This window comes from Micromonospora taraxaci, assembly GCF_007830095.1.
GTDB classification, from domain to species: domain Bacteria; phylum Actinomycetota; class Actinomycetes; order Mycobacteriales; family Micromonosporaceae; genus Micromonospora; species Micromonospora taraxaci.
On sequence record NZ_VIWZ01000001.1, the window covers coordinates 3373375 to 3390657 of the forward strand.

General features: G+C 72.6%; 17 protein-coding genes. 15 read left to right on the forward strand and 2 right to left on the reverse strand.

Going from position 1 to position 17283, the window contains the following annotated elements; all coding sequences use genetic code 11:
* Window positions 1-132: 132 nt before the first annotated feature.
* On the reverse strand, window positions 133-1743 hold the full coding sequence (locus tag FHU34_RS15445) for an FAD-dependent oxidoreductase (RefSeq protein WP_145781032.1): 1611 nt from the start codon (window positions 1741-1743) through the stop codon (window positions 133-135).
* Between the two features lie 38 nt (window positions 1744-1781).
* Between FHU34_RS15445 and FHU34_RS15450 the strand changes: the two genes are divergently transcribed.
* The 15 genes from FHU34_RS15450 to FHU34_RS15520 all read left to right on the forward strand — a co-directional run bounded on the left by FHU34_RS15450 (window position 1782) and on the right by FHU34_RS15520 (window position 16057).
* Window positions 1782-2375 (forward strand): helix-turn-helix domain-containing protein, encoded by a 594-nt coding sequence (locus tag FHU34_RS15450; protein WP_145781034.1) that lies wholly within the window; start codon window positions 1782-1784, stop codon window positions 2373-2375.
* Between the two features lie 31 nt (window positions 2376-2406).
* Complete coding sequence (locus FHU34_RS15455; RefSeq protein ID WP_145781036.1) at window positions 2407-2988, forward strand: hypothetical protein; 582 nt, start codon at window positions 2407-2409, stop codon at window positions 2986-2988.
* A gap of 58 nt (window positions 2989-3046) precedes the next feature.
* Window positions 3047-3910 (forward strand): alpha/beta hydrolase, encoded by an 864-nt coding sequence (locus FHU34_RS15460; RefSeq protein WP_145781038.1) that lies wholly within the window; start codon window positions 3047-3049, stop codon window positions 3908-3910.
* Window positions 3911-3919: 9 nt separating this feature from the next.
* Window positions 3920-5467: a hypothetical protein gene (locus FHU34_RS33690; protein ID WP_244311689.1), complete on the forward strand. Its 1548-nt coding sequence runs from the start codon at window positions 3920-3922 to the stop codon at window positions 5465-5467.
* A 154-nt stretch (window positions 5468-5621) separates the two neighbouring features.
* Complete coding sequence (locus tag FHU34_RS15470; RefSeq protein ID WP_145781040.1) at window positions 5622-6605, forward strand: zinc-dependent alcohol dehydrogenase; 984 nt, start codon at window positions 5622-5624, stop codon at window positions 6603-6605.
* Window positions 6606-6607: 2 nt separating this feature from the next.
* Window positions 6608-7006, forward strand: coding sequence for a 6-pyruvoyl trahydropterin synthase family protein (locus FHU34_RS15475; protein ID WP_145781042.1), 399 nt, complete (start codon window positions 6608-6610; stop codon window positions 7004-7006).
* The gene (locus FHU34_RS15480) at window positions 7003-8085 is read left to right on the forward strand and encodes a glycosyltransferase family 4 protein (RefSeq protein ID WP_244311690.1); all 1083 of its coding nucleotides are present in this window, start codon (window positions 7003-7005) and stop codon (window positions 8083-8085) included. Before FHU34_RS15475 ends, FHU34_RS15480 begins: the two co-directional genes overlap by 4 nt.
* Window positions 8082-8900, forward strand: coding sequence for a class I SAM-dependent methyltransferase (locus FHU34_RS15485; protein ID WP_145781043.1), 819 nt, complete (start codon window positions 8082-8084; stop codon window positions 8898-8900). The genes FHU34_RS15480 and FHU34_RS15485 overlap by 4 nt, the downstream gene beginning before the upstream one ends.
* A 66-nt stretch (window positions 8901-8966) precedes the next feature.
* Window positions 8967-9905: a lysylphosphatidylglycerol synthase transmembrane domain-containing protein gene (locus FHU34_RS15490; RefSeq protein ID WP_145781046.1), complete on the forward strand. Its 939-nt coding sequence runs from the start codon at window positions 8967-8969 to the stop codon at window positions 9903-9905.
* A gap of 57 nt (window positions 9906-9962) precedes the next feature.
* Window positions 9963-10646, forward strand: coding sequence for a GTP cyclohydrolase II (locus FHU34_RS15495; protein ID WP_145781048.1), 684 nt, complete (start codon window positions 9963-9965; stop codon window positions 10644-10646).
* Complete coding sequence (locus tag FHU34_RS15500; RefSeq protein WP_145781050.1) at window positions 10643-11365, forward strand: RibD family protein; 723 nt, start codon at window positions 10643-10645, stop codon at window positions 11363-11365. Before FHU34_RS15495 ends, FHU34_RS15500 begins: the two co-directional genes overlap by 4 nt.
* A gap of 158 nt (window positions 11366-11523) precedes the next feature.
* Window positions 11524-12078: a DinB family protein gene (locus FHU34_RS15505; RefSeq protein WP_145781053.1), complete on the forward strand. Its 555-nt coding sequence runs from the start codon at window positions 11524-11526 to the stop codon at window positions 12076-12078.
* A gap of 81 nt (window positions 12079-12159) precedes the next feature.
* On the forward strand, window positions 12160-12624 hold the full coding sequence (locus FHU34_RS15510; RefSeq protein ID WP_145781055.1) for a GNAT family N-acetyltransferase: 465 nt from the start codon (window positions 12160-12162) through the stop codon (window positions 12622-12624).
* 102 nt (window positions 12625-12726) lie between these two features.
* Window positions 12727-15447 (forward strand): Hsp70 family protein, encoded by a 2721-nt coding sequence (locus FHU34_RS15515; protein WP_145781057.1) that lies wholly within the window; start codon window positions 12727-12729, stop codon window positions 15445-15447.
* A gap of 37 nt (window positions 15448-15484) precedes the next feature.
* Window positions 15485-16057: a nucleosidase gene (locus FHU34_RS15520; RefSeq protein ID WP_145781059.1), complete on the forward strand. Its 573-nt coding sequence runs from the start codon at window positions 15485-15487 to the stop codon at window positions 16055-16057.
* 3 nt (window positions 16058-16060) lie between these two features.
* Here the strand turns inward: FHU34_RS15520 and FHU34_RS15525 are convergent, their stop codons facing one another.
* Window positions 16061-17239: a low temperature requirement protein A gene (locus FHU34_RS15525; RefSeq protein ID WP_145781061.1), complete on the reverse strand. Its 1179-nt coding sequence runs from the start codon at window positions 17237-17239 to the stop codon at window positions 16061-16063.
* Window positions 17240-17283 lie beyond the last annotated feature (44 nt).

The following is a 17283-nucleotide window of genomic DNA, read 5'->3' on the forward strand; positions in this document are numbered from 1 at the left end:
GCCCCACCACGTCTCACGTTGTCGCCCCGCGTCCCGCCCGCTCCCGCGCCGATCATGGACTTGTGGTGCCGGAAAGCTGTGGACTCACCACCTTTGTCATCCCGCACAACTCCATGATCGACGCAGGTCTGCCTAACGGCGGCGAGCGAGGAGGACCGCGTCGTGGATGGTCACGTCGTGGCCGTCCGGGTCGGTGGCCGGGCGGGGACGGGCCTCGGCCGTGAGCACCTCCCACTGCGACGGGTCCAGACCGGCGGCCACGTCCTGCGCGGTGTACATCATGTCCGGCATGTGCATCCGACGAGCCGTCGTCCACAGGTCCGACGGATGGTGCCCGACGATCAGCAGAACGCCGCCGGGAGCCACCGCCGCGGCCAACCGGTCGAACAACTCCCGCCGCTGCTCCGGCGGCAGATGCATGAACTGCGCGGACACCAGGTCGTACGCCTCCTCGGCCGGCGGCTTGTCGCGCAGGTCGGCGTGCGTGAACTCGATCCGGTCACCGACGCCGACGGTGTCGGCGTTGGCGGCGGCCCGGGTCAGCGCGGTGGCGGAGATGTCCACGGCCGTGACCTGCCAGCCCCGCTCCGCCAGCCACACCGCGTCGGCGCCCTCCCCGCTGCCCACGTCCAGCGCCCGCCCCGGGGCCAGGTCGGCGACCTCGGCGACGAGCTGCGGGTTCGGCCGGCCACTCCACACCGCCGGTCGGGACTGGTAGCGCTCCTCCCACGCCGGCTCCTCGAATGCGGTGGCCACCACCTGCCGGTACTCGGCGACCGCCACACGGGTGTCCTCCGCGATCAGGTCGGCGTTGATCGCCGCCGCCGCGTTCAGGCCGGCCCCCGCGGACGTGATCACCTGAGCGCGGAGGTCGGCCACGTTGCCCGCCACCCAGACACCCGGGACGGTCGTCGCACCGGTGGGGTCGGCCGGGATCTGGGCACCGATCACGTGCTCACCCATCGTCACCTCCTCCGGGGCCAGGCCCAGGCCCACCAGCAGCCCGGCGCGAGGGGTCAGCCGCGTCGCCACCACGACGGCGTCGAGCGCCACCACCCGGCCGTCGGCGAGCCGTACACCGGTCAGCGCGTCGTCGGTCACCTCCACCTCGGCGACCGGACCCGGCACCACCGCGATGCCCCGGGCGGCGAGCCGCTCGGCGACCTCCGCGTCCGGTGCGGGGGAGCCGTGCAGCAGGAGCAGCACGTTGGGGCTCCACTGTCGCCACATCTCCGCCTGGTGCACTGCCAACGGTCCGGTCGCCAGGACGCCGATGCGCTGGTCCCGGACCTCCCAGCCGTGGCAGTACGGGCAGTGCAGCACGTCGCGCCCCCACCGCTGCGCCAGGCCGGGCACGTCGGGCAGTTCGTCGGTCAGGCCGGTGGTCACCAGCAAACGCCGAGCCCGCACCGAATCCCCGCCGTCGAGGCTCAGCCGGAACCCGTCGTCGTCCCGGGTCGCGGCCTCCACCCGCCCGGTGCGGAACTGCCCGCCGTACCCGGCCACCTCGGCCCGACCGGTCGCGAGCAACTCGCCCGGCGGCGTCCCCTCCCGGCCCAGGTAGTTGTGAATCCGGTCGGCGGGCGCGTTGCGCGGCTCACCGGAGTCGACCACCAGCACCGACCGTCGGGCCCGGCTCAGCGCCAGGGCTCCGCTGAGCCCCGCGGCGCCGCCGCCGACCACCACCACGTCGTATGTCTCGTCCACTGGTCTCTCCTCTTGCTTGTCGTCTGGGAACACCATCCGTCGCCACCAGTCGGGTGGCAACTATCCTTGCCGTTATGGCAAAAGACGACGCCGTCGCGCTGGCCGGGGTCGGCCCCCGCCTGCGCGCCCTGCGCACCCAACGCGGGATCACGCTGACCCAGCTCGCCGACCTCACCGGCATCTCGGTGAGCACCCTGTCCCGGCTGGAATCGGGCAGCCGCCGGCCCACCCTGGAGCTGCTGCTCCCGCTGGCCCGGGCGTACCAGGTGGCGCTCGACGAACTGGTCGACGCCCCGGACACCGGCGACCCTCGGGTACGCCCCAAACCGATCATCAAGCACGGCATCACGTTCCTGCCGCTGACCCGCCGACCCGGGGGTCTGCAGGCGTTCAAGCTGATCTTCCCGCCGGACGCCCCCAGCGGCGATCGGAGCCAGCAGACCCACGAGGGGTACGAGTGGCTCTACGTGCTCTCCGGCCGGCTGCGTCTGCTGCTCGGCGAGAACGACCTGATCCTGACGTCGGGCGAGGTGGCGGAGTTCGACACCCGGGTTCCGCACCGCGTCCTCAACCCCGGCCCCGGCACCGCCGAGGCCCTGATCCTCTTCGGGCCGCAGGGGGAGCGGCTGCACGTCCGCGCCCGCCCCGCCACGCCCGACCAGGGGTAGTTCATTTCGCGTTCGTTCGTACCCTGCTGGCATGACCACGGGGCGAGCAACCAGGCTGAGTACGAGCCAGGGCTACTACTGGCACGCCATGCTCCTTGGCAATCGCACCCTGGCGCGTCGAGTGTTGACGACGGCGAAGCCCGACAACAGGGCCCTGGCGGCGGTGCTGGCGGGCATGTTCAAGGTGACGGTGCGCTGGCTGCGCCCTGATCTGGACAGCCCGGAGGAGATCCACCAGTTCGCCGAGCGGGTGACCATGCGGCTCCAGGCAGCGTCCGACGTCACCGCGGACGAGATCGCGCTGCTCGTCACCGAACAGTTCGCGGACGTGCCCGAGGTGGACATCACGCCGCCGCGCCGCGTCGCCGCGCAGTGGGGGGTGATCGTCACCGCCACCGTGGGTCTCGGCCTCGCACCCGGCAATCTCGATCGGTTGATCAGTGAGGCGGAAGGACTCGCGCGGCAGTGGGGCATCGATGTCGTCGCCTATCGCCCCGGGCCGCTCTTGCGGTGGCGCTTCGAGATGGCGGAGGGCCGCTGGTACGGGTACTCGGCAAGGGAACGCTGGCGCACAGAGCGGATGGGTGCCTTCGTCGACTGGTGGCGGGACTGAGCGGGAAGCGCCCGGCTCGCCGCCACCGTGCGTGAACGACTGGTGCGAGGATGGGCCGATGATCGATGCGGCATCCCAGCGTTGGCCCGACCGGGTCGAGCACCGGGACATCGTCGTCAACGAGGTTCCGGGCTTCCGTCCGCTGACGTTGGACCTTGTGGTGCCGGTGGCGGAACCCCGACCGGTCCCGGTCCTGGTGTGGATCCACGGCGGGGCGTGGCTGTTCGGCTCGCCCAAGCGCCCGGCGGACTGGCTCATGGAAGCGGATCCGTTCAGCGCCGCCATCCGGGCCGGGTTCGCCGTCGCCTCCGCTCAGTATCGACTGAGCGGCGAGGCGCCTTTTCCCGCCCAACTCGACGACGTCAAGGCGGCGGTGCGCTGGCTGCGCCGACACAGCGACACGGTGGGCGTGGACCGTGAGCGGATCGGGGTGTGGGGTGAGTCCGCCGGTGGGCATCTGGCCTCGATGGTCGCGCTGACCGGAGACGACCAGGACGACAGCGGCGTCCAGGCGGCGGTCTGCTGGTACGCGCCGTCGAACCTGCTGACGATGCAGTCGCAGGCGCACCCGTCCGGCACCATCGACCACGACGCGGCCGACTCGCCGGAGTCTCTTCTGATCGGCGCCCCGTTGGCCGACAACCCGGAAGCGGGCCGGGCGGCCAGTCCGATCACCTACGTCACCGACCAGGCCCCACCCATGCTGCTGGTCCACGGTGACCAGGACCTGGTCGTACCGGTAGGGCAGAGCGAGGAGCTTGCCGCAGCATTGACCGCGGCCGGTGCCGAGGTCGAGTTGTCGGTGGTGCGGGGTGCCGACCACTGCTTCGGCGGAGTGCCGCTGGAGCCGCTGGTCCGCGACACTCTGGCGTTCTTCATCCGAGTCCTCGCCCCGGAGACCGGGGTGTTGCCCCATCACTAGGGTGACCCGGTGAACGCACATGACGTCGCCGCCAGACTCCCCGACATCGAGCGGCTGCGGCAGCGCTGCAAGGCACTGGCCGTGCTCGAGCGCATCATCGACGGTGGGGACCCCTACTACGCCTACACCTCGACCTGGGGCACGGACCAGGCGGCACTGATGAGCAATGGCAGCGGCGACGAGTGGGCTGTCGTGTTCACCGCCGACGGCGCATTCATCCGGCTCTTCGATCACGAGTCGGCGATGTCGCCGTACCGTCATCCGGACCACGAGTTGTGGCCGGGCCTGGAGGACGGTGTCCCTGAGGTCCTGCGTCCGCAGCTGACCGAACCCGCCTTCTGCGACGAGGCCGGGCAGTTCATCGCGACGGCCGTGCTGTGGCGGCTGTCGGGGGACGAGCGCTGGCACGCCGGCGACGGCATCGCCTTCCCACCATCGAGCGGACCGTACGAGGACACCGGCCCGGACGGGGCCAGCATGCTCGACATCCTGCTCGACGACATCGTCGACCGTTTCGTCGAGTTCGCCGTCGACTACTACGAGATGACGGTGGACCGAGCGGCAGTCGAGCACATCGTTGCCCATCGACCGCTCACCGACACCGTGACGAAGGCACTGAATCCTCAGCTCACCGTCGCCGACCTGCGGGTAGACGTCGCCGCGATCGGCTACCCGATCGCCGGGGACGACGCTGCGACGGTCGGAGTCCGACCTGACGGCGCGTTCTCCGTGAACACCGTGGGATGGAGCAGGGCAGCCTTCCCGTTGAGTTTCAGCGTTCGCGAGGCAGGCGGCTCCTGGATGGTGAGTGCGTCCGCGGCACAGGCCGCGGAGCTGGTCGATGTGCTCATGCCCGCCGGGAACGACACCATCATGGTTGTCGGCCTGGAGACCAACAGCTTCCTGAACGAGGACTATCGACAGTGGCGGCCGTCGCGGATCGCGGCGGAGCAGGGCGTCAACGTCGTGGTACATCAGGTCGGCGCCCTGGCGTCCGGCGTCGTCGGCCTCAGCGAAGAGGCCCTGCTGATCAGCCGGGAGGAGCTGCCCCGGTTCCTGGCCGGTTGGTACCCGTACGAGCTGACATTCCTCGACGTGCCGGGCACGCCTTCCGCCGAGCGCATCGACGAGATGATCGTCGTCATCGGAGCGGCCACGTACGACGAGCCGGTCCTGCCTGCTCTGGCGGGCTCACGCCTGTTGTACTCCGGGCACGACGACTGCTACGTGGCTGTCGAGACGACGGACCGTACGGTGCCTGCGGCGGTCCTCGGCCGGCTCCTGGCCTTGCTGGTCGGCTCGGCCCTTGTCGACACCACTGTGGCGGAGGTGACAGCGCCCGACGTCGAGACCGTGGAGAGGCTGATCGAGGAGGGCCGGCACTGGGTCGGCGAGCTGGGCCCGGCGACGCGGGGTTCGGTGGTCGTCGATCTGTATGCCACTTCCGAATCGTGGCGGCTTGGTCAGTCGGTCCCGGAACAGGTCGATCGCAGGGTGGTTTACGACGTCGCGAGCAGGGTCTGGCGGTTGACCGAGGTGGGAAGCGTTGGGCCATAAGCAAGGGGGTGCCCGTTTTGTCCGGAATAGAGATCACTGGGGACGGCTTCGAACCGCGCACACAGTAGCGCCGTGTTTATGATCGACGACCCCGACCGGGGCACGGAAGCCGGACCGTCGGGTCTGGCCGGAGCAGGAGACGAGGTGCGCGACGGTGGACCGCGAGGCGTACGCCTGCTGGGTGCGCGAGCCCGGCGCGGCGGAGATCCGCCCGGTGACGCTTCCCGCACCAGGGCCCGACGAGGTGCTGGTGCGGGCCCGCTACTCCGGGGTCAGCCGGGGCACCGAGACGCTGGTCTTCGCCGGCCGGGTGCCCCCCGACCAGTACGCCGCGATGCGCGCGCCCTTCCAGGACGGCGACTTCCCCGGCCCGGTGAAGTACGGCTACCTCAGCGTCGGCGTGGTTGAGCAGGGGCCCGCCGACCTGCTCGGGCGTACGGTGTTCTGCCTGCACCCGCACCAGAGCGCGTACGTCGTGCCGGCCACCGCCGTGGTGCCCGTGCCGGACGGGGTGCCTCCCGCCCGGGCGGTGCTCGCCGGCGCTGTGGAGACCGCCGTCAACGCGCTGTGGGACGCCGCGCCGCTGATCGGAGACCGGGTCACCGTCATCGGCGCGGGCATGGTGGGCTGCTGCGTCGCCGCGCTGCTCGCCCGGTTCCCCGGCGTGGACGTCGAGTTGGTCGACACCGACGTCCGCAAGGCCGGGGTGGCCGGCGCGCTCGGCGTGCGCTTCGCCCACCCCGATGACGCGAGCGGCGACCGTGACCTCGTCGTGCACGCCAGCGCCACCGGCGCCGGCCTGCAACGGTCGCTGGACCTGCTCGCGCCGGAGGGCACTGTCGTCGAGCTGAGCTGGTACGGCGACCGCCCGGTGCAGGTGTCGCTGGGTGGGTCGTTCCACTCGGGCCGGCTGACCGTACGCAGCAGTCAGGTCGGCATGGTCGCGCCCGCCCGGCGGGGTCGGCGCAGCTACGCCGACCGGCTGGCGCTCGCCCTGGACCTGCTCGACGACCCGGCCTTCGACGCCCTGATAACCGGCGCGTCCCGGTTCACGGAGCTGCCCGACGTGCTTGCCCGACTGAGCACGGGCGACCTGCCCGCGCTCTGCCACCTCATCACCTACGACGACGGGGAGTGACAGTGTTCAGCGTGACCGTTCGGGATCACATCATGATCGCCCACAGTTTCTGGGGCGAGGTGTTCGGCCCGGCCCAGCGTCTGCACGGGGCGACGTTCGTGGTGGACGCGACGTTCCGCCGGCCCGACCTGGACGCCGACGGGATCGTCGTCGACATCGGCCTGGCCACCGAACAGCTGCGGGCCGTACTGGGCGACCTGACCTACCGCAACCTGGACGACGAGCCGGCCTTCGCCGGGGTGAACACCACCACCGAGGTGCTGGCCCGCACGATCGCGGACCGGCTGGTCGAGCGCGTGCACGCCGGCGACCTCGGTGCGGGAGCGCGGGACCTCACCGGCATCACCGTCACCCTGCACGAGTCGCACATCGCCTGGGCCAGCTACGAGCGGTCGCTGTGATCGATGCCGGGCGGGCGGCGCCCGCCGACGGGTCGGACACGACCGGCCGTTCGGTGCACGTCGTCCTGCCCGGCGACATCGACGATCCGGCAGCTCCCAGCGGTGGCAACACCTACGACCGGCGGATCTGCGCCGGGCTCGGTGAGCAGGGCTGGTCGGTGCGCGAGCACCCGGTGTCCGGCGCGTGGCCGGACCCCGACCCGGTCGACCGGGCGAAGCTGGCCGAGGTCCTCGCCGCCCTGCCCGACGACGGCGTGGTGCTGCTCGACGGCCTGATCGCCTCGACCGTGCCGGACCTGCTCGTCCCGCACGCCCGCCGGCTGCGCCTGGTCGTCCTCGTGCACCTGCCGCTCGACGACGAGGCGGAGGCCAGGGCGCTGGCCACCGCGCGGGCCGTGGTGACCACCAGCGAGTGGACCCGCCGCCACCTCGTCACCCGCCACCGGACCCTCGCCGACCGCGTCCGGGCCGCGCCGCCCGGGGTGCGACCGGCGCCGGCGGCACCGGGCTCGGTCACCGGCAAACGGTTGCTCTGCGTCGCGGCGGTCACCCGTCACAAGGGGTACGACGTGCTCGTCGACGCCTTGTCCACAGTGGTCGGGCTGCCCTGGACGATGGTGTGCGCGGGCACACTGCACCGGGAGCCGGACCTGGTGCGACGGCTGCGCGAGCGGCTCACCGGCGCGGGCCTCACCGAACGGGTGCGATTCGCGGGCCCGCTGACCGGTGCGGCGCTGGACGCCGCGTACGACGACGCCGACCTGCTGGTGCTGCCGTCCAGGGGTGAGACGTACGGCATGGTCGTCACCGAGGCGCTGGCCCGTGGCCTGCCGGTGCTGGCCACCGAGGTCGGTGGGCTCCCGGAGGCGCTCGGGTACGCGCCCGACGGGGACCGGCCGGGCCTGCTGGTCACGCCCGACGACCCGGCCGCGCTGGCCGGGGCGTTGATCAGTTGGCTGACCGACGACGCGCTACGCGCCCGGCTGCGGCGGGCCGCCCTGGCCCGGCGCGACACCCTGACCGACTGGCCGGTGACCACCGCGTTGCTGGCCGCCGCGCTGGAGGAGGTGGCGGGATGACCGTCGAGGAGACCCTGTCGTTCGCCGACTGGCTGCGCCTGCGTGAGCCGGCCGACGCGGCGGCGCGTGCCGAGGACCTGCTGGAGGCCGTCCGCCCCCGGCTGGCCGGCCCGACCCCGACGGTGATCCACGACCTGGGCAGCGGCACCGGCTCGATGAGCCGTTGGGTGGCCGCCCGCCTACCCGGTCCGCAGCACTGGGTGCTGCACGACCGGGACGCGGAGCTGCTGGCCCGGGTCGCCGAGGGCATGGCCGGGGTGGTCGCGGCCGACGGCGCCCCGGTGACCGTCAGCACCCGCTGCGGTGATCTCACCCGGCTCGACGCCGCCGACCTGGCCGATGCTTCCCTGGTCACCGCGTCCGCGCTGCTGGACATGCTCACCGCCGAGGAGATCGAACGGGTGGTGGCCGCCTGTGTCGGCCGACCCACCCTCTTCGCGGTCTCGGTGACCGGGCGGGTCCTGCTCACCCCGGCCGACCCGCTGGATGCGGCGGTCGAGACCGCGTTCAACGAGCACCAGCGACGTACCGTCGACGGTCGACGACTGCTCGGCCCGGACGCCGTGGCCGCCACCGTCGCCGCGTTCGCCCGACACGGCGTCGACGTGCGGGAACGGCCCAGCCCGTGGCGGCTCGGCCCGGAGCAGGGCGACCTGGCCGCCGAGTGGCTGCGGGGTTGGCTGGGCGCGGCGTGCGAGCAGCGCCCCGAGCTGGCCGGTCCGGCCCGGGCGTACGCCCGCCGTCGGCTGGACGAGGCGGCGGCCGGACAGCTCACCGTGCTGGTCGAACACAGTGACCTCCTCGCCGGTGGATGAACCGTTCACGCCCTGGGTACGTGCACTAGGGCAAGTGGACGATCTTCAAGGGGAGGGCCGACGCCGATGTTCTGGGCCTGGGCACGAGTGGTCGGTGGGGTGGGTCTGCTCGCCGTCCTGTTGTGGCAGGTGGGCAGCGGCCCGTTCCTCGCCGGGGTGCGGCTGATCGACGCGCCCGCGTTGGGCGCGGCGCTGGCCATCGGGGTGCTCACCACGGTCTGCGCGGCCTGGCGGTGGAGCCTGGTCGCCGGCGGCCTCGGCGTACGGCTGCCGCTGGCGACAGCTGTGGCGCACTGCTACCGGGCGGTGTTCCTCAACGCCACCCTGCCGGGCGGGATGCTCGGCGACGTACACCGGGCGGTACGCCACGGCCGTGACGCCGGTGACGTGAGCCGGGGCATCCGCGCGGTGGTGTGGGAACGTACGGCCGGGCAGGTGGTCCTGGTCGGCGTCGCGCTGGTGGTGCTCGCGGCCTTCCCGTCCCCGGTGCGGCCGTACCTGCCGCTCGCCGCCGCGTTGCTGGTCGGAGGCGGGCTGGTCGCCGTGCTGGTGGCCCGGGCCGTGCCGAACGCCGGCCCCTCCCGCTGGGCGCGGGCGTTGCGCACCGCCGTGGCGGACGTGCGCTCCGGCCTGCTGGCCCGGCGCACCTGGCTCGGCGTGCTGATCGCCTCCGCTGTGATGGTCGCCGGTCACCTCGCCACCTTCCTGGTGGCGGCACGGACCGCCGGGTCGGACGCCCCCCTGTCGCGGCTGCTGCCGTTGACACTGCTGGCCCTGCTCGCCATGGGCCTGCCGCTGAACGTCGCCGGCTTCGGGCCCCGCGAGGGGGTGGCCGCGTGGGTGTTCGGCGCTGCCGGGCTCAGCGCGGCCGAGGGTGTCGCGACCGCCACTGTCTACGGTGCGCTGGTGTTGGTCGCCAGCCTGCCCGGAGCCGCCGTGCTGCTGGCCCGGCGTTCCCGGACCCCGGCCCCCGCCCGGGAAGCCGCCTCCGCTGGCGGGTGTTGAGTGGGTGGTGAGACGTACGCGTCGCCGCATGGCGGTGACGCCGGACAGAGGAGTTCCATGCCCGAAGCACTGCCGGTCGCCACGATCCGTACACAGGTCACGGTGCCGCTGACGTTCCCCAACGGCTACGCCACGACCGCCCGGGTGTTCACGTTCAAGGGTCTGGTGGACGGTCGGGAGCACCTGGCCTTCGGCCTGGGCGACTGGGCGGGCGCACTGGACCGGCTCGCCGCCGGCGGAGAACCCCCGCTGGTCCGCCCCCACAGCGAGTGCCTGACCGGAGACGTGTTCGGCAGCGAACGCTGTGACTGCGGCCCGCAGTTGCACGAGGCGGTGCAGCGGATCGCCGAGACCGGCGGCTTCCTGCTCTACCTGCGGCAGGAGGGCCGGGGCATCGGCCTGTACGCCAAGCTCGACGCGTACGCGTTGCAGGACGCCGGTCTGGACACCTACCAGGCCAACGTGGCGCTGGGTCGGGGTGAGGACGAGCGGGACTACACGGTCGCCGCGCAGATGCTGGCCACGCTGGGCGTGCCGCGGGTCCGACTGCTCAGCAGCAACCCCGACAAGGCCGAGCAGTTGACGCGGTTGGGCGTGGACGTCGCCGAACGGGTGCCCACCAGCGTGTTCCTCTCCCCGGCCAACGCCGGCTACCTGGCGGCCAAGGCGGCCAAGGCGGCGGAGACCGAGGCGGCGGAAGCGCTTCCGACTCGCACCTCCGACCGTCCCGCCTCCCGATGAGCGGCCGGTCGGAGTCCACGCGGCCGTACGTGCTGCTCAGTTGCGCCGCATCGATCGACGGGTACATCGACGACGCCTCCGACCAACGGTTGCTGCTCTCCAACGAGGACGACCTGGACCGGGTCGACGCGGTCCGGGCCAGCTGCGACGCGATCCTGGTCGGCGCCGGCACGGTCCGCCGCGACGATCCTCGGCTGCTGGTGCGTTCGGCGGACCGACGCGCCGAGCGGGTGGCGACTGGCCGACCCGAGTCGCCCGCCAAGGTCACGTTGACCGCCCAGGGTGACCTCGACCCCACCGCGCGCTTCTTCACCGCCGGCGAGTCGACCCGGCTCGTCTACTGCGCCACCGGCGCGGTGGAGAAGGCCCGGGAACGCCTCGGACACCTGGCCACCGTTGTCGACGCGGGGGAGCCGGTCGACCCCGGCTGGATGCTGAGCGACCTGGCCACGCGGGGCGTACGGCGGCTCATGGTGGAGGGCGGCGGGACGGTGCACGCCCAGTTCCTCGCCGCCGGGCTCGCCGACGAGCTGCACCTGGTGGTCGCCCCGTTCTTCGTCGGCGACGGGCGGGCGCCCCGGTTCGTCGGCGAGGGTCGCTTCCCCTGGCACCCCGGCCGTCGCGCCCGGCTCGCCGAGGCCCGCCAGATCGGCGACGTGGTCCTGCTCCGCTACGCCCTCTCCGACCGCTGCCCCGCCGATGACGCCCCCGCCGCCTGATCGCTCGCGCTGGCCCACGCCGGCACGCGCTGGCTCGCGCGGCGAAGCAGTATTCGCTGCGAGCGTGATGCCGCTGCGGCATCTTGATGCCACACAGGCATCACGCTCAGAGCGATTATCCGGTCGACGGCGACGCCGGTGTCCGGCAGGATTCCCGGATGTCCGTACCGTCCCTTGCCCTCCTGCGCTGGCAGTTCGACCTGACCTGGTCGCTGTTCGAATACCACCTCGAACGACTCGCACCCGAGGACTTCCTCTGGGAGCCGGCCACGCACTGTTGGTCCGTGCGGCGCGGCGCCGACGGCAGCTGGACCCCGGACTGGGCCGACACCGAGCCCGACCCGATTCCGGTGCCGACGATCGGCTGGCTGACCTGGCACATGGGCTGGTGGTGGACGGTCGCCATCGATCATCTTCGGGGCCGACCACCGCGGGAGCGCGTGGATGTCGCATGGCCGGGCGCGGGGGAGCCGACCGTCGTGTGGCTGCGCGGGATGCGTACCGAGTGGTGGGGTGTTCTCGACAGTCTCACCGAGGCAGACCTCGACAGCGTCGCCACGTTCCCGTGGCGGAACGACACCGACCACACTGTCACGCACACGATCGGCTGGGTCAACGCCGAGTTGATGAAGAACGTCGCGGAGATCGGTCAGCTCCGGCTGATGCGCGCGGCACAGCCCATCTCTGATCACCAGATGCCCCGGAGGCTCTAATGGGCACGGGCGGCTTCTCGTTGCGTGGCGGCTTCGGACTGCGCGGGCTGCTCGACGGCCTGCTGACGGATCCCGCTCGGTATGGTGGCGAGCGTGCCCGCACTGGTGAAGATCACTGAACACAACGTGGAAGCCGCGTGCCGGCTGACCGTACGACCCGACCAGGAGAAGTACTCATCGCCGGTCGCCTGGTCCCTCGCCGAGGCGTACGCGCAACCCGAGATCGCCTGGCCACGTCTGATCGTGGAGGGTGACGAGATCGTCGGCTTCCTGATGGGCTTCTTCGACATCGAGTGGGACCGACCGGACGACAGGCGCTCGGGCCTGTGGCGGCTGAACATAGCCGCCGAGCAGCAGGGCCGGGGGTACGGCCGCTACGCGGTGGACGCCGTCCGCGCGGAGGCCCGCAGGCGAGGGCACGACCGGGTCTACACCACCTGGGAATCGGGGGAGGACGGCCCGGAGGGGTTCTACCTCAAGCTCGGGTTCCGCCCGACCGGGGAGACCAGCGGAGGCCAGATCGTCGCCGTCCGGTCCGCCCACTGAGCCGGGATCACCGGCTTCCCTGACCGAGTGATCAGTGAGGCGGCGCGGCCTGCGTACGATGCGGGGTCGAATTCCCCTCGTATCGGCGGAGGTAACGGGCAGATGGCAGGCCAGCACGAGGGTTTCGCCCTCGGCGTCGACCTCGGTACGTCCAACACGGTCGCGGTGCTGCGCTGGCCGGACGGGCGGACCCGTCCGCTGCTGATGGACGGTCAACCGCTCAGCCCTTCCGCCGTGTACGCCGACCCGGACGGCACCCTGCACACCGGCTGGGACGCCCGACGGTTGGCGCAGACCGACCCGGCCCGGTTCGAGGCGAACCCGAAGCGTCGGGTGGACGAGCCGACGGTGCTGCTCGGCGACCGCCCGTACCCGCCGGCCGACCTGCTTGCCGCGGTGCTGGCGGCGGTCGGGCGGGCCGCGGTCGGTGCCGTCGGCTTCCTGCCCCCGGCCGTCCTCACCTGCCCGGCCGCCTGGGACGCGACGCGACGGCAGGTGCTGGCCGACGCGTTGCTGCTGGCGGGCTGGCCGCAGGTCGCCGAGCACACCCTCGCCGGGCCGACGCCGCCGGGCACCCGGCTGCTGCGGGAGCCGGTGGCCGCCGCCCGCTACTACACGCAGGTGTTGCAGAGGCCTGTTCCGGTGGGCGGCGCGATCGCCGTGTTCGACTTCGGCGGCGGGACGCTCGACGTCGCGGTGCTGCGCAACGAGGGTGCCGACCCGTGGGGCGACTCCGGCTTCAGCGTCGTCGCCGACGGTGGCCTGCCCGACCTGGGCGGCCTCGACCTCGACGCCGCGTTGGTGCGGCGGGTCGGCGAGGTGGTCGGTGAGCGGCACGCCGCGCAGTGGGCGAGGCTGGTCCGACCGACGGACCCGGCGCAGCGCCGCGACCAGGTGCGGCTCTGGGACGAGGTACGGGGTGCGAAGGAGACGCTGTCCCGGTCCACTGTCGCACCGGTGGCCGTGCCGGGGGTGGCCGAGACGGTCCAGCTGACCCGGGACGACGTCGAGCGGGTGGCCACGCCGTTGCTGCACCGGGCGGTCGAGCGTGCCCGGGAAGTGATCGCCGAGGCCGGCCTGCGCCCCGATCAGCTCGCCGGGTTGTTCCTCGTCGGTGGCTCGTCCCGGATCCCGCTGGTGGCCCGGATGCTGCACGCCGAGTTGGGGATCGCCCCGACGGTGCTGGACCAGCCCGAGTTGCCGGTGGCTGAGGGTGCGTTGACCGACCTGCCACTGCGCAAGGCGCTGCCGGCCCCGGCCTACGCGGGGCCGCCGAGCCCTGTGAGCCCGCCTGCGCCGAACCCTGTGAGCCCGCCCGCGCCGAGGCCCGTGGGCCCGCCTGCGCCGGCCGGGGCCGCCGCGCCGGTCGTACCGTCGCCGCCTTGGCCCGGGTCGACCCCGCCGGTGAGCCCTCCGCCCGGGCCGGACTGGGCCGGCGTCACAGTGCCCTCGTCCGGCGGCGCGACGCGCTGGCCCCGGGCGCGCTGGCTGGTGCTCGGGGCGGTGCTGGCAGTGGTCGGGGTGGGCGCCGCGACGGCTCTCTACCTGACCCGTGACCGCTACCCCGACCTGGAGTTCCGGTCGCTGCGCGAGCTGTCCCGGCCGCCGGCCGGCGCGGAGCGACCGGCCGGCATGTGGACGGCGATCCTCGGCGACCGGGCCTACCTGGGGTTCTCACGTCCCGACGACCGGCTGGAGGTGGTGGCCGTCGACGCGAGAACCGGCGACGAGGTGTGGCGTGAGCAGACCGACGCCCGGGCCGCCGACTGGGAGGCGATCATCGCCGTACCGGGAGGGGTCGCCGTGCTGGCCGACGCCCCGGGCGACAGCACCCTGCGGCCGCTGGCCCTGCTCGACGGTGGGGACGGCAGGCAGCGGTGGCAGCGCGCGGTCCGCGGTGACGACGACGTCTTCTTCGCCGACGACACGGCGGTGCTCGTGGACCGGAACGCCGCCCAACTCGTCGGCCTGCGACTGAGCGACGGCGCGCAGAAGTGGACCCAGGCCAACCCCGGCGACCAGTACGGCGGCAACCGCACAGTGGTCCGGCCGGTGGGCAGTGCCGAGGCGGCGGGCGGGCCGGCCTTCCTCGACGGCACGCCCCGCGATCCGTGGACGGGCTCGGGGCGGCGACTCGTCCAGGTCGGTGCGGACCGGTCCGTGCGGCTTGTCGACATGGCCTCCGGTCGGGTGCTGCGCCAGTGGGGGAGCGTCGCCGACCTCGACGACCTGGTGGTCGCCGACGAGGACCGCCTGTACGTGGCCGCCAACGAGGGCGGTTACCAGTTGCTGGCGTACGACCTGGGTTCCGACGCGGAGCCGGTGGTGCTGCACCGGGCGGGCAACGACGAGTACCGCCCGAAGGAGCTGATCGCCTGCGGCGAGCGGCGGGCCTGCCTGTTGCAGGTGCCCAACAACGACGCCGAGCGCACCGAGGTGGTGGCGGCGGCCGAGGGTAAGCCCACGAGACGCTTCCCGACGCCGGGCGCAACCAGCCTGGTCGCGGTAGGTGAGCAGGTGCTCGCCCAGCGGGAGTACCCGGAACCGGCCCTCACTCTCTTCGACAGCGCCGGTAAGCCGGTGCTGCGGGACCGCGACGGTGTGGGGGTGCGACTCGACGCGGGCAACCTGCTGGTGTTCTCCAAGGCGCCCAGCACTGTCACTGACAACCGCGTGCTGGCCGGCGTGTGGGCCGAGTCCGGCGAACCCGACGAGTTGGGCGAGCTGAAGGACGTCCGGAGCGCGTCCTGCTCGTGGAGCACCCACGTGATCGCCTGCGGCGCGGAGAAGGACTTCGTCCTGTACCGCTTCGCCGACGACTGATGTCGGCGGCCGAGGAGCCGGCCCGTACGATGCTCCGGTGAATCTTCGGGGTACGGTCCGCGCCGATCGTCCGCTGGTGGTGCTCGCTGTCGGGGAGGAGGCCCGTTACCTGCCGCCCGACCTGCCGGTCCTGCTCACCGGCATGGGCAAGGTGAACGCCGCCAGCGCGGTGGCCGCGGTGCTGGCCGCCGGGCCGCGCCCGTCCCTGCTGCTCAACCTGGGCACGGCCGGGGCGTTGCGCCCCGGGTTGGCCGGCATCCACGAGGTGGCCACAGTGCTCCAGCACGACCTGGACACCGAGTTGCTGCGGTCGCTGACCGGCGAGACCTACGGGGCGCCACTGTCGCTGGCCGCCGAGGGCGCGGTGCTGGCCACCGGTGACACGTTCGTCGCCGACGACGCGGCACGGGACCGGTTGGCGCAGCGCGCCGACCTGGTCGACATGGAGGGGTACGCGGTGGCGTGGGCCGCCGCGCAGGCCGGCGTGCCGTGTCGGCTGGTCAAGCAGGTCAGCGACGAGGCGGGGGACGGCGCGGCCCGGACCTGGCGGGAGTCGGTGGACGCGTGCGCCCGGGACCTCGCCGAGTGGGCCGGTCGACACCTCGGCTGAGGCTCACCCTCCCGGTCGCCGCATCTGTAGGCCGGGCGTGGTCTCCCGGACCGCTCCGGGGAGCAGCACGTGACCTGTCAGCCCCAGCGCGACGGCCACGACGACCAGCACCGGCGGCCAGTCGCCGGCCCAGGGCAGCACCAGCAGCGGCACGACCAGACAGGCCATCCGCCACCACGGCACGTTCGTGGACACCAGCAGGGTGAACAACGCGCGGCCCACCACGAACAGCGCCGGGCCGCCCACGATCAGCAGGAGCCACCGGGCCGGCGTCGTCCCGGTCGGCTGCGAGACGACCAGGTCGAACGAGGCCGCCGTGGCGACCACGCCGGCCAACATCACCAGATGGGTGTACGGGGCCACCCGGGCCGGTCGGCCGGCCCGCGCCCCGGCCTCCAGCAATTCGCCGGCCCGGAACACGTACACCTGCCAGAGCAGCAGCATGACGGCGAACGCGCAGAACAGCGAGGTGATCCGGATACCGTCGAGGTCGCTACGGCTGACCCGCATGGTGGGCACCAGGATGATGTCGCCGAGTGCCAGGATGACGAACTGTTGGTACCGCTCGCCCAGGTGCCCGGTGGTCCGCTCGTACTGGTCGATGGGCACCCGGCCCAGCCAGGGCGTCGGATAGCGGGCCGCCGCGGACAGCAGGTCGATCACGATGGCGATGGTCCAGAGCGTCCAGTTCACGTCGCCGGTCGCCGCACCGGTGATCCAGAAGACGCCGGACACGACGAACCAGAACAGGAATCGGCTGGCCCGGATGGTGGCCGCCCGGTGGCGCTGCCGGTACAGCGACGTGATCAGGATGATGCCGCGGAGCACGTGCGTGCCGACGTACGCGACCGCGAAGATCATCGCGTGCCCGTCGGTGACCATGGGCAGCGACGCCGCCATCCCCACCGACCCGACCATGGCGATCATCAGGATGGCCTGGATGGGACGTTGCTGCGGGTCGTAGAACTCGGTGGTGGTGGAGGTGACCGACCAGGTCCACCAGATGGCCGTCAGCATCAGCAGCACCTTCGCGCCACCGGACCAGGAGATGTTCTCGGTCAGCAGCGTCGAGGTCAGCGCGAGGGCGGCCACGAAGACCACGTCGAAGAGCAGCTCCAGCAGCGTGGCCCGGGTCGACCCGTCCGGCCGGCGTACCAGCGCCGCGGTTCCTGCGGTGGTCATGCCCGGCCTCCCGCCGCCGTCTCCGAGGATTATCGGCGGCGGCG

Coding starts and splice junctions, on each gene's coding strand:
- FHU34_RS15525 (WP_145781061.1), bottom strand. CDS start 17,239: ATGACCACCGCAGGAACCGCGGCGCTGGTACGCCGGCCGGACGGGTCG.
- FHU34_RS15450 (WP_145781034.1), top strand. CDS start 1,782: ATGGCAAAAGACGACGCCGTCGCGCTGGCCGGGGTCGGCCCCCGCCTG.
- FHU34_RS15490 (WP_145781046.1), top strand. CDS start 8,967: ATGTTCTGGGCCTGGGCACGAGTGGTCGGTGGGGTGGGTCTGCTCGCC.
- FHU34_RS15495 (WP_145781048.1), top strand. CDS start 9,963: ATGCCCGAAGCACTGCCGGTCGCCACGATCCGTACACAGGTCACGGTG.
- FHU34_RS15445 (WP_145781032.1), bottom strand. CDS start 1,743: ATGGTGTTCCCAGACGACAAGCAAGAGGAGAGACCAGTGGACGAGACA.
- FHU34_RS15500 (WP_145781050.1), top strand. CDS start 10,643: ATGAGCGGCCGGTCGGAGTCCACGCGGCCGTACGTGCTGCTCAGTTGC.
- FHU34_RS15515 (WP_145781057.1), top strand. CDS start 12,727: ATGGCAGGCCAGCACGAGGGTTTCGCCCTCGGCGTCGACCTCGGTACG.
- FHU34_RS15485 (WP_145781043.1), top strand. CDS start 8,082: ATGACCGTCGAGGAGACCCTGTCGTTCGCCGACTGGCTGCGCCTGCGT.
- FHU34_RS15455 (WP_145781036.1), top strand. CDS start 2,407: ATGACCACGGGGCGAGCAACCAGGCTGAGTACGAGCCAGGGCTACTAC.
- FHU34_RS15510 (WP_145781055.1), top strand. CDS start 12,160: ATGGTGGCGAGCGTGCCCGCACTGGTGAAGATCACTGAACACAACGTG.
- FHU34_RS15460 (WP_145781038.1), top strand. CDS start 3,047: ATGATCGATGCGGCATCCCAGCGTTGGCCCGACCGGGTCGAGCACCGG.
- FHU34_RS15505 (WP_145781053.1), top strand. CDS start 11,524: ATGTCCGTACCGTCCCTTGCCCTCCTGCGCTGGCAGTTCGACCTGACC.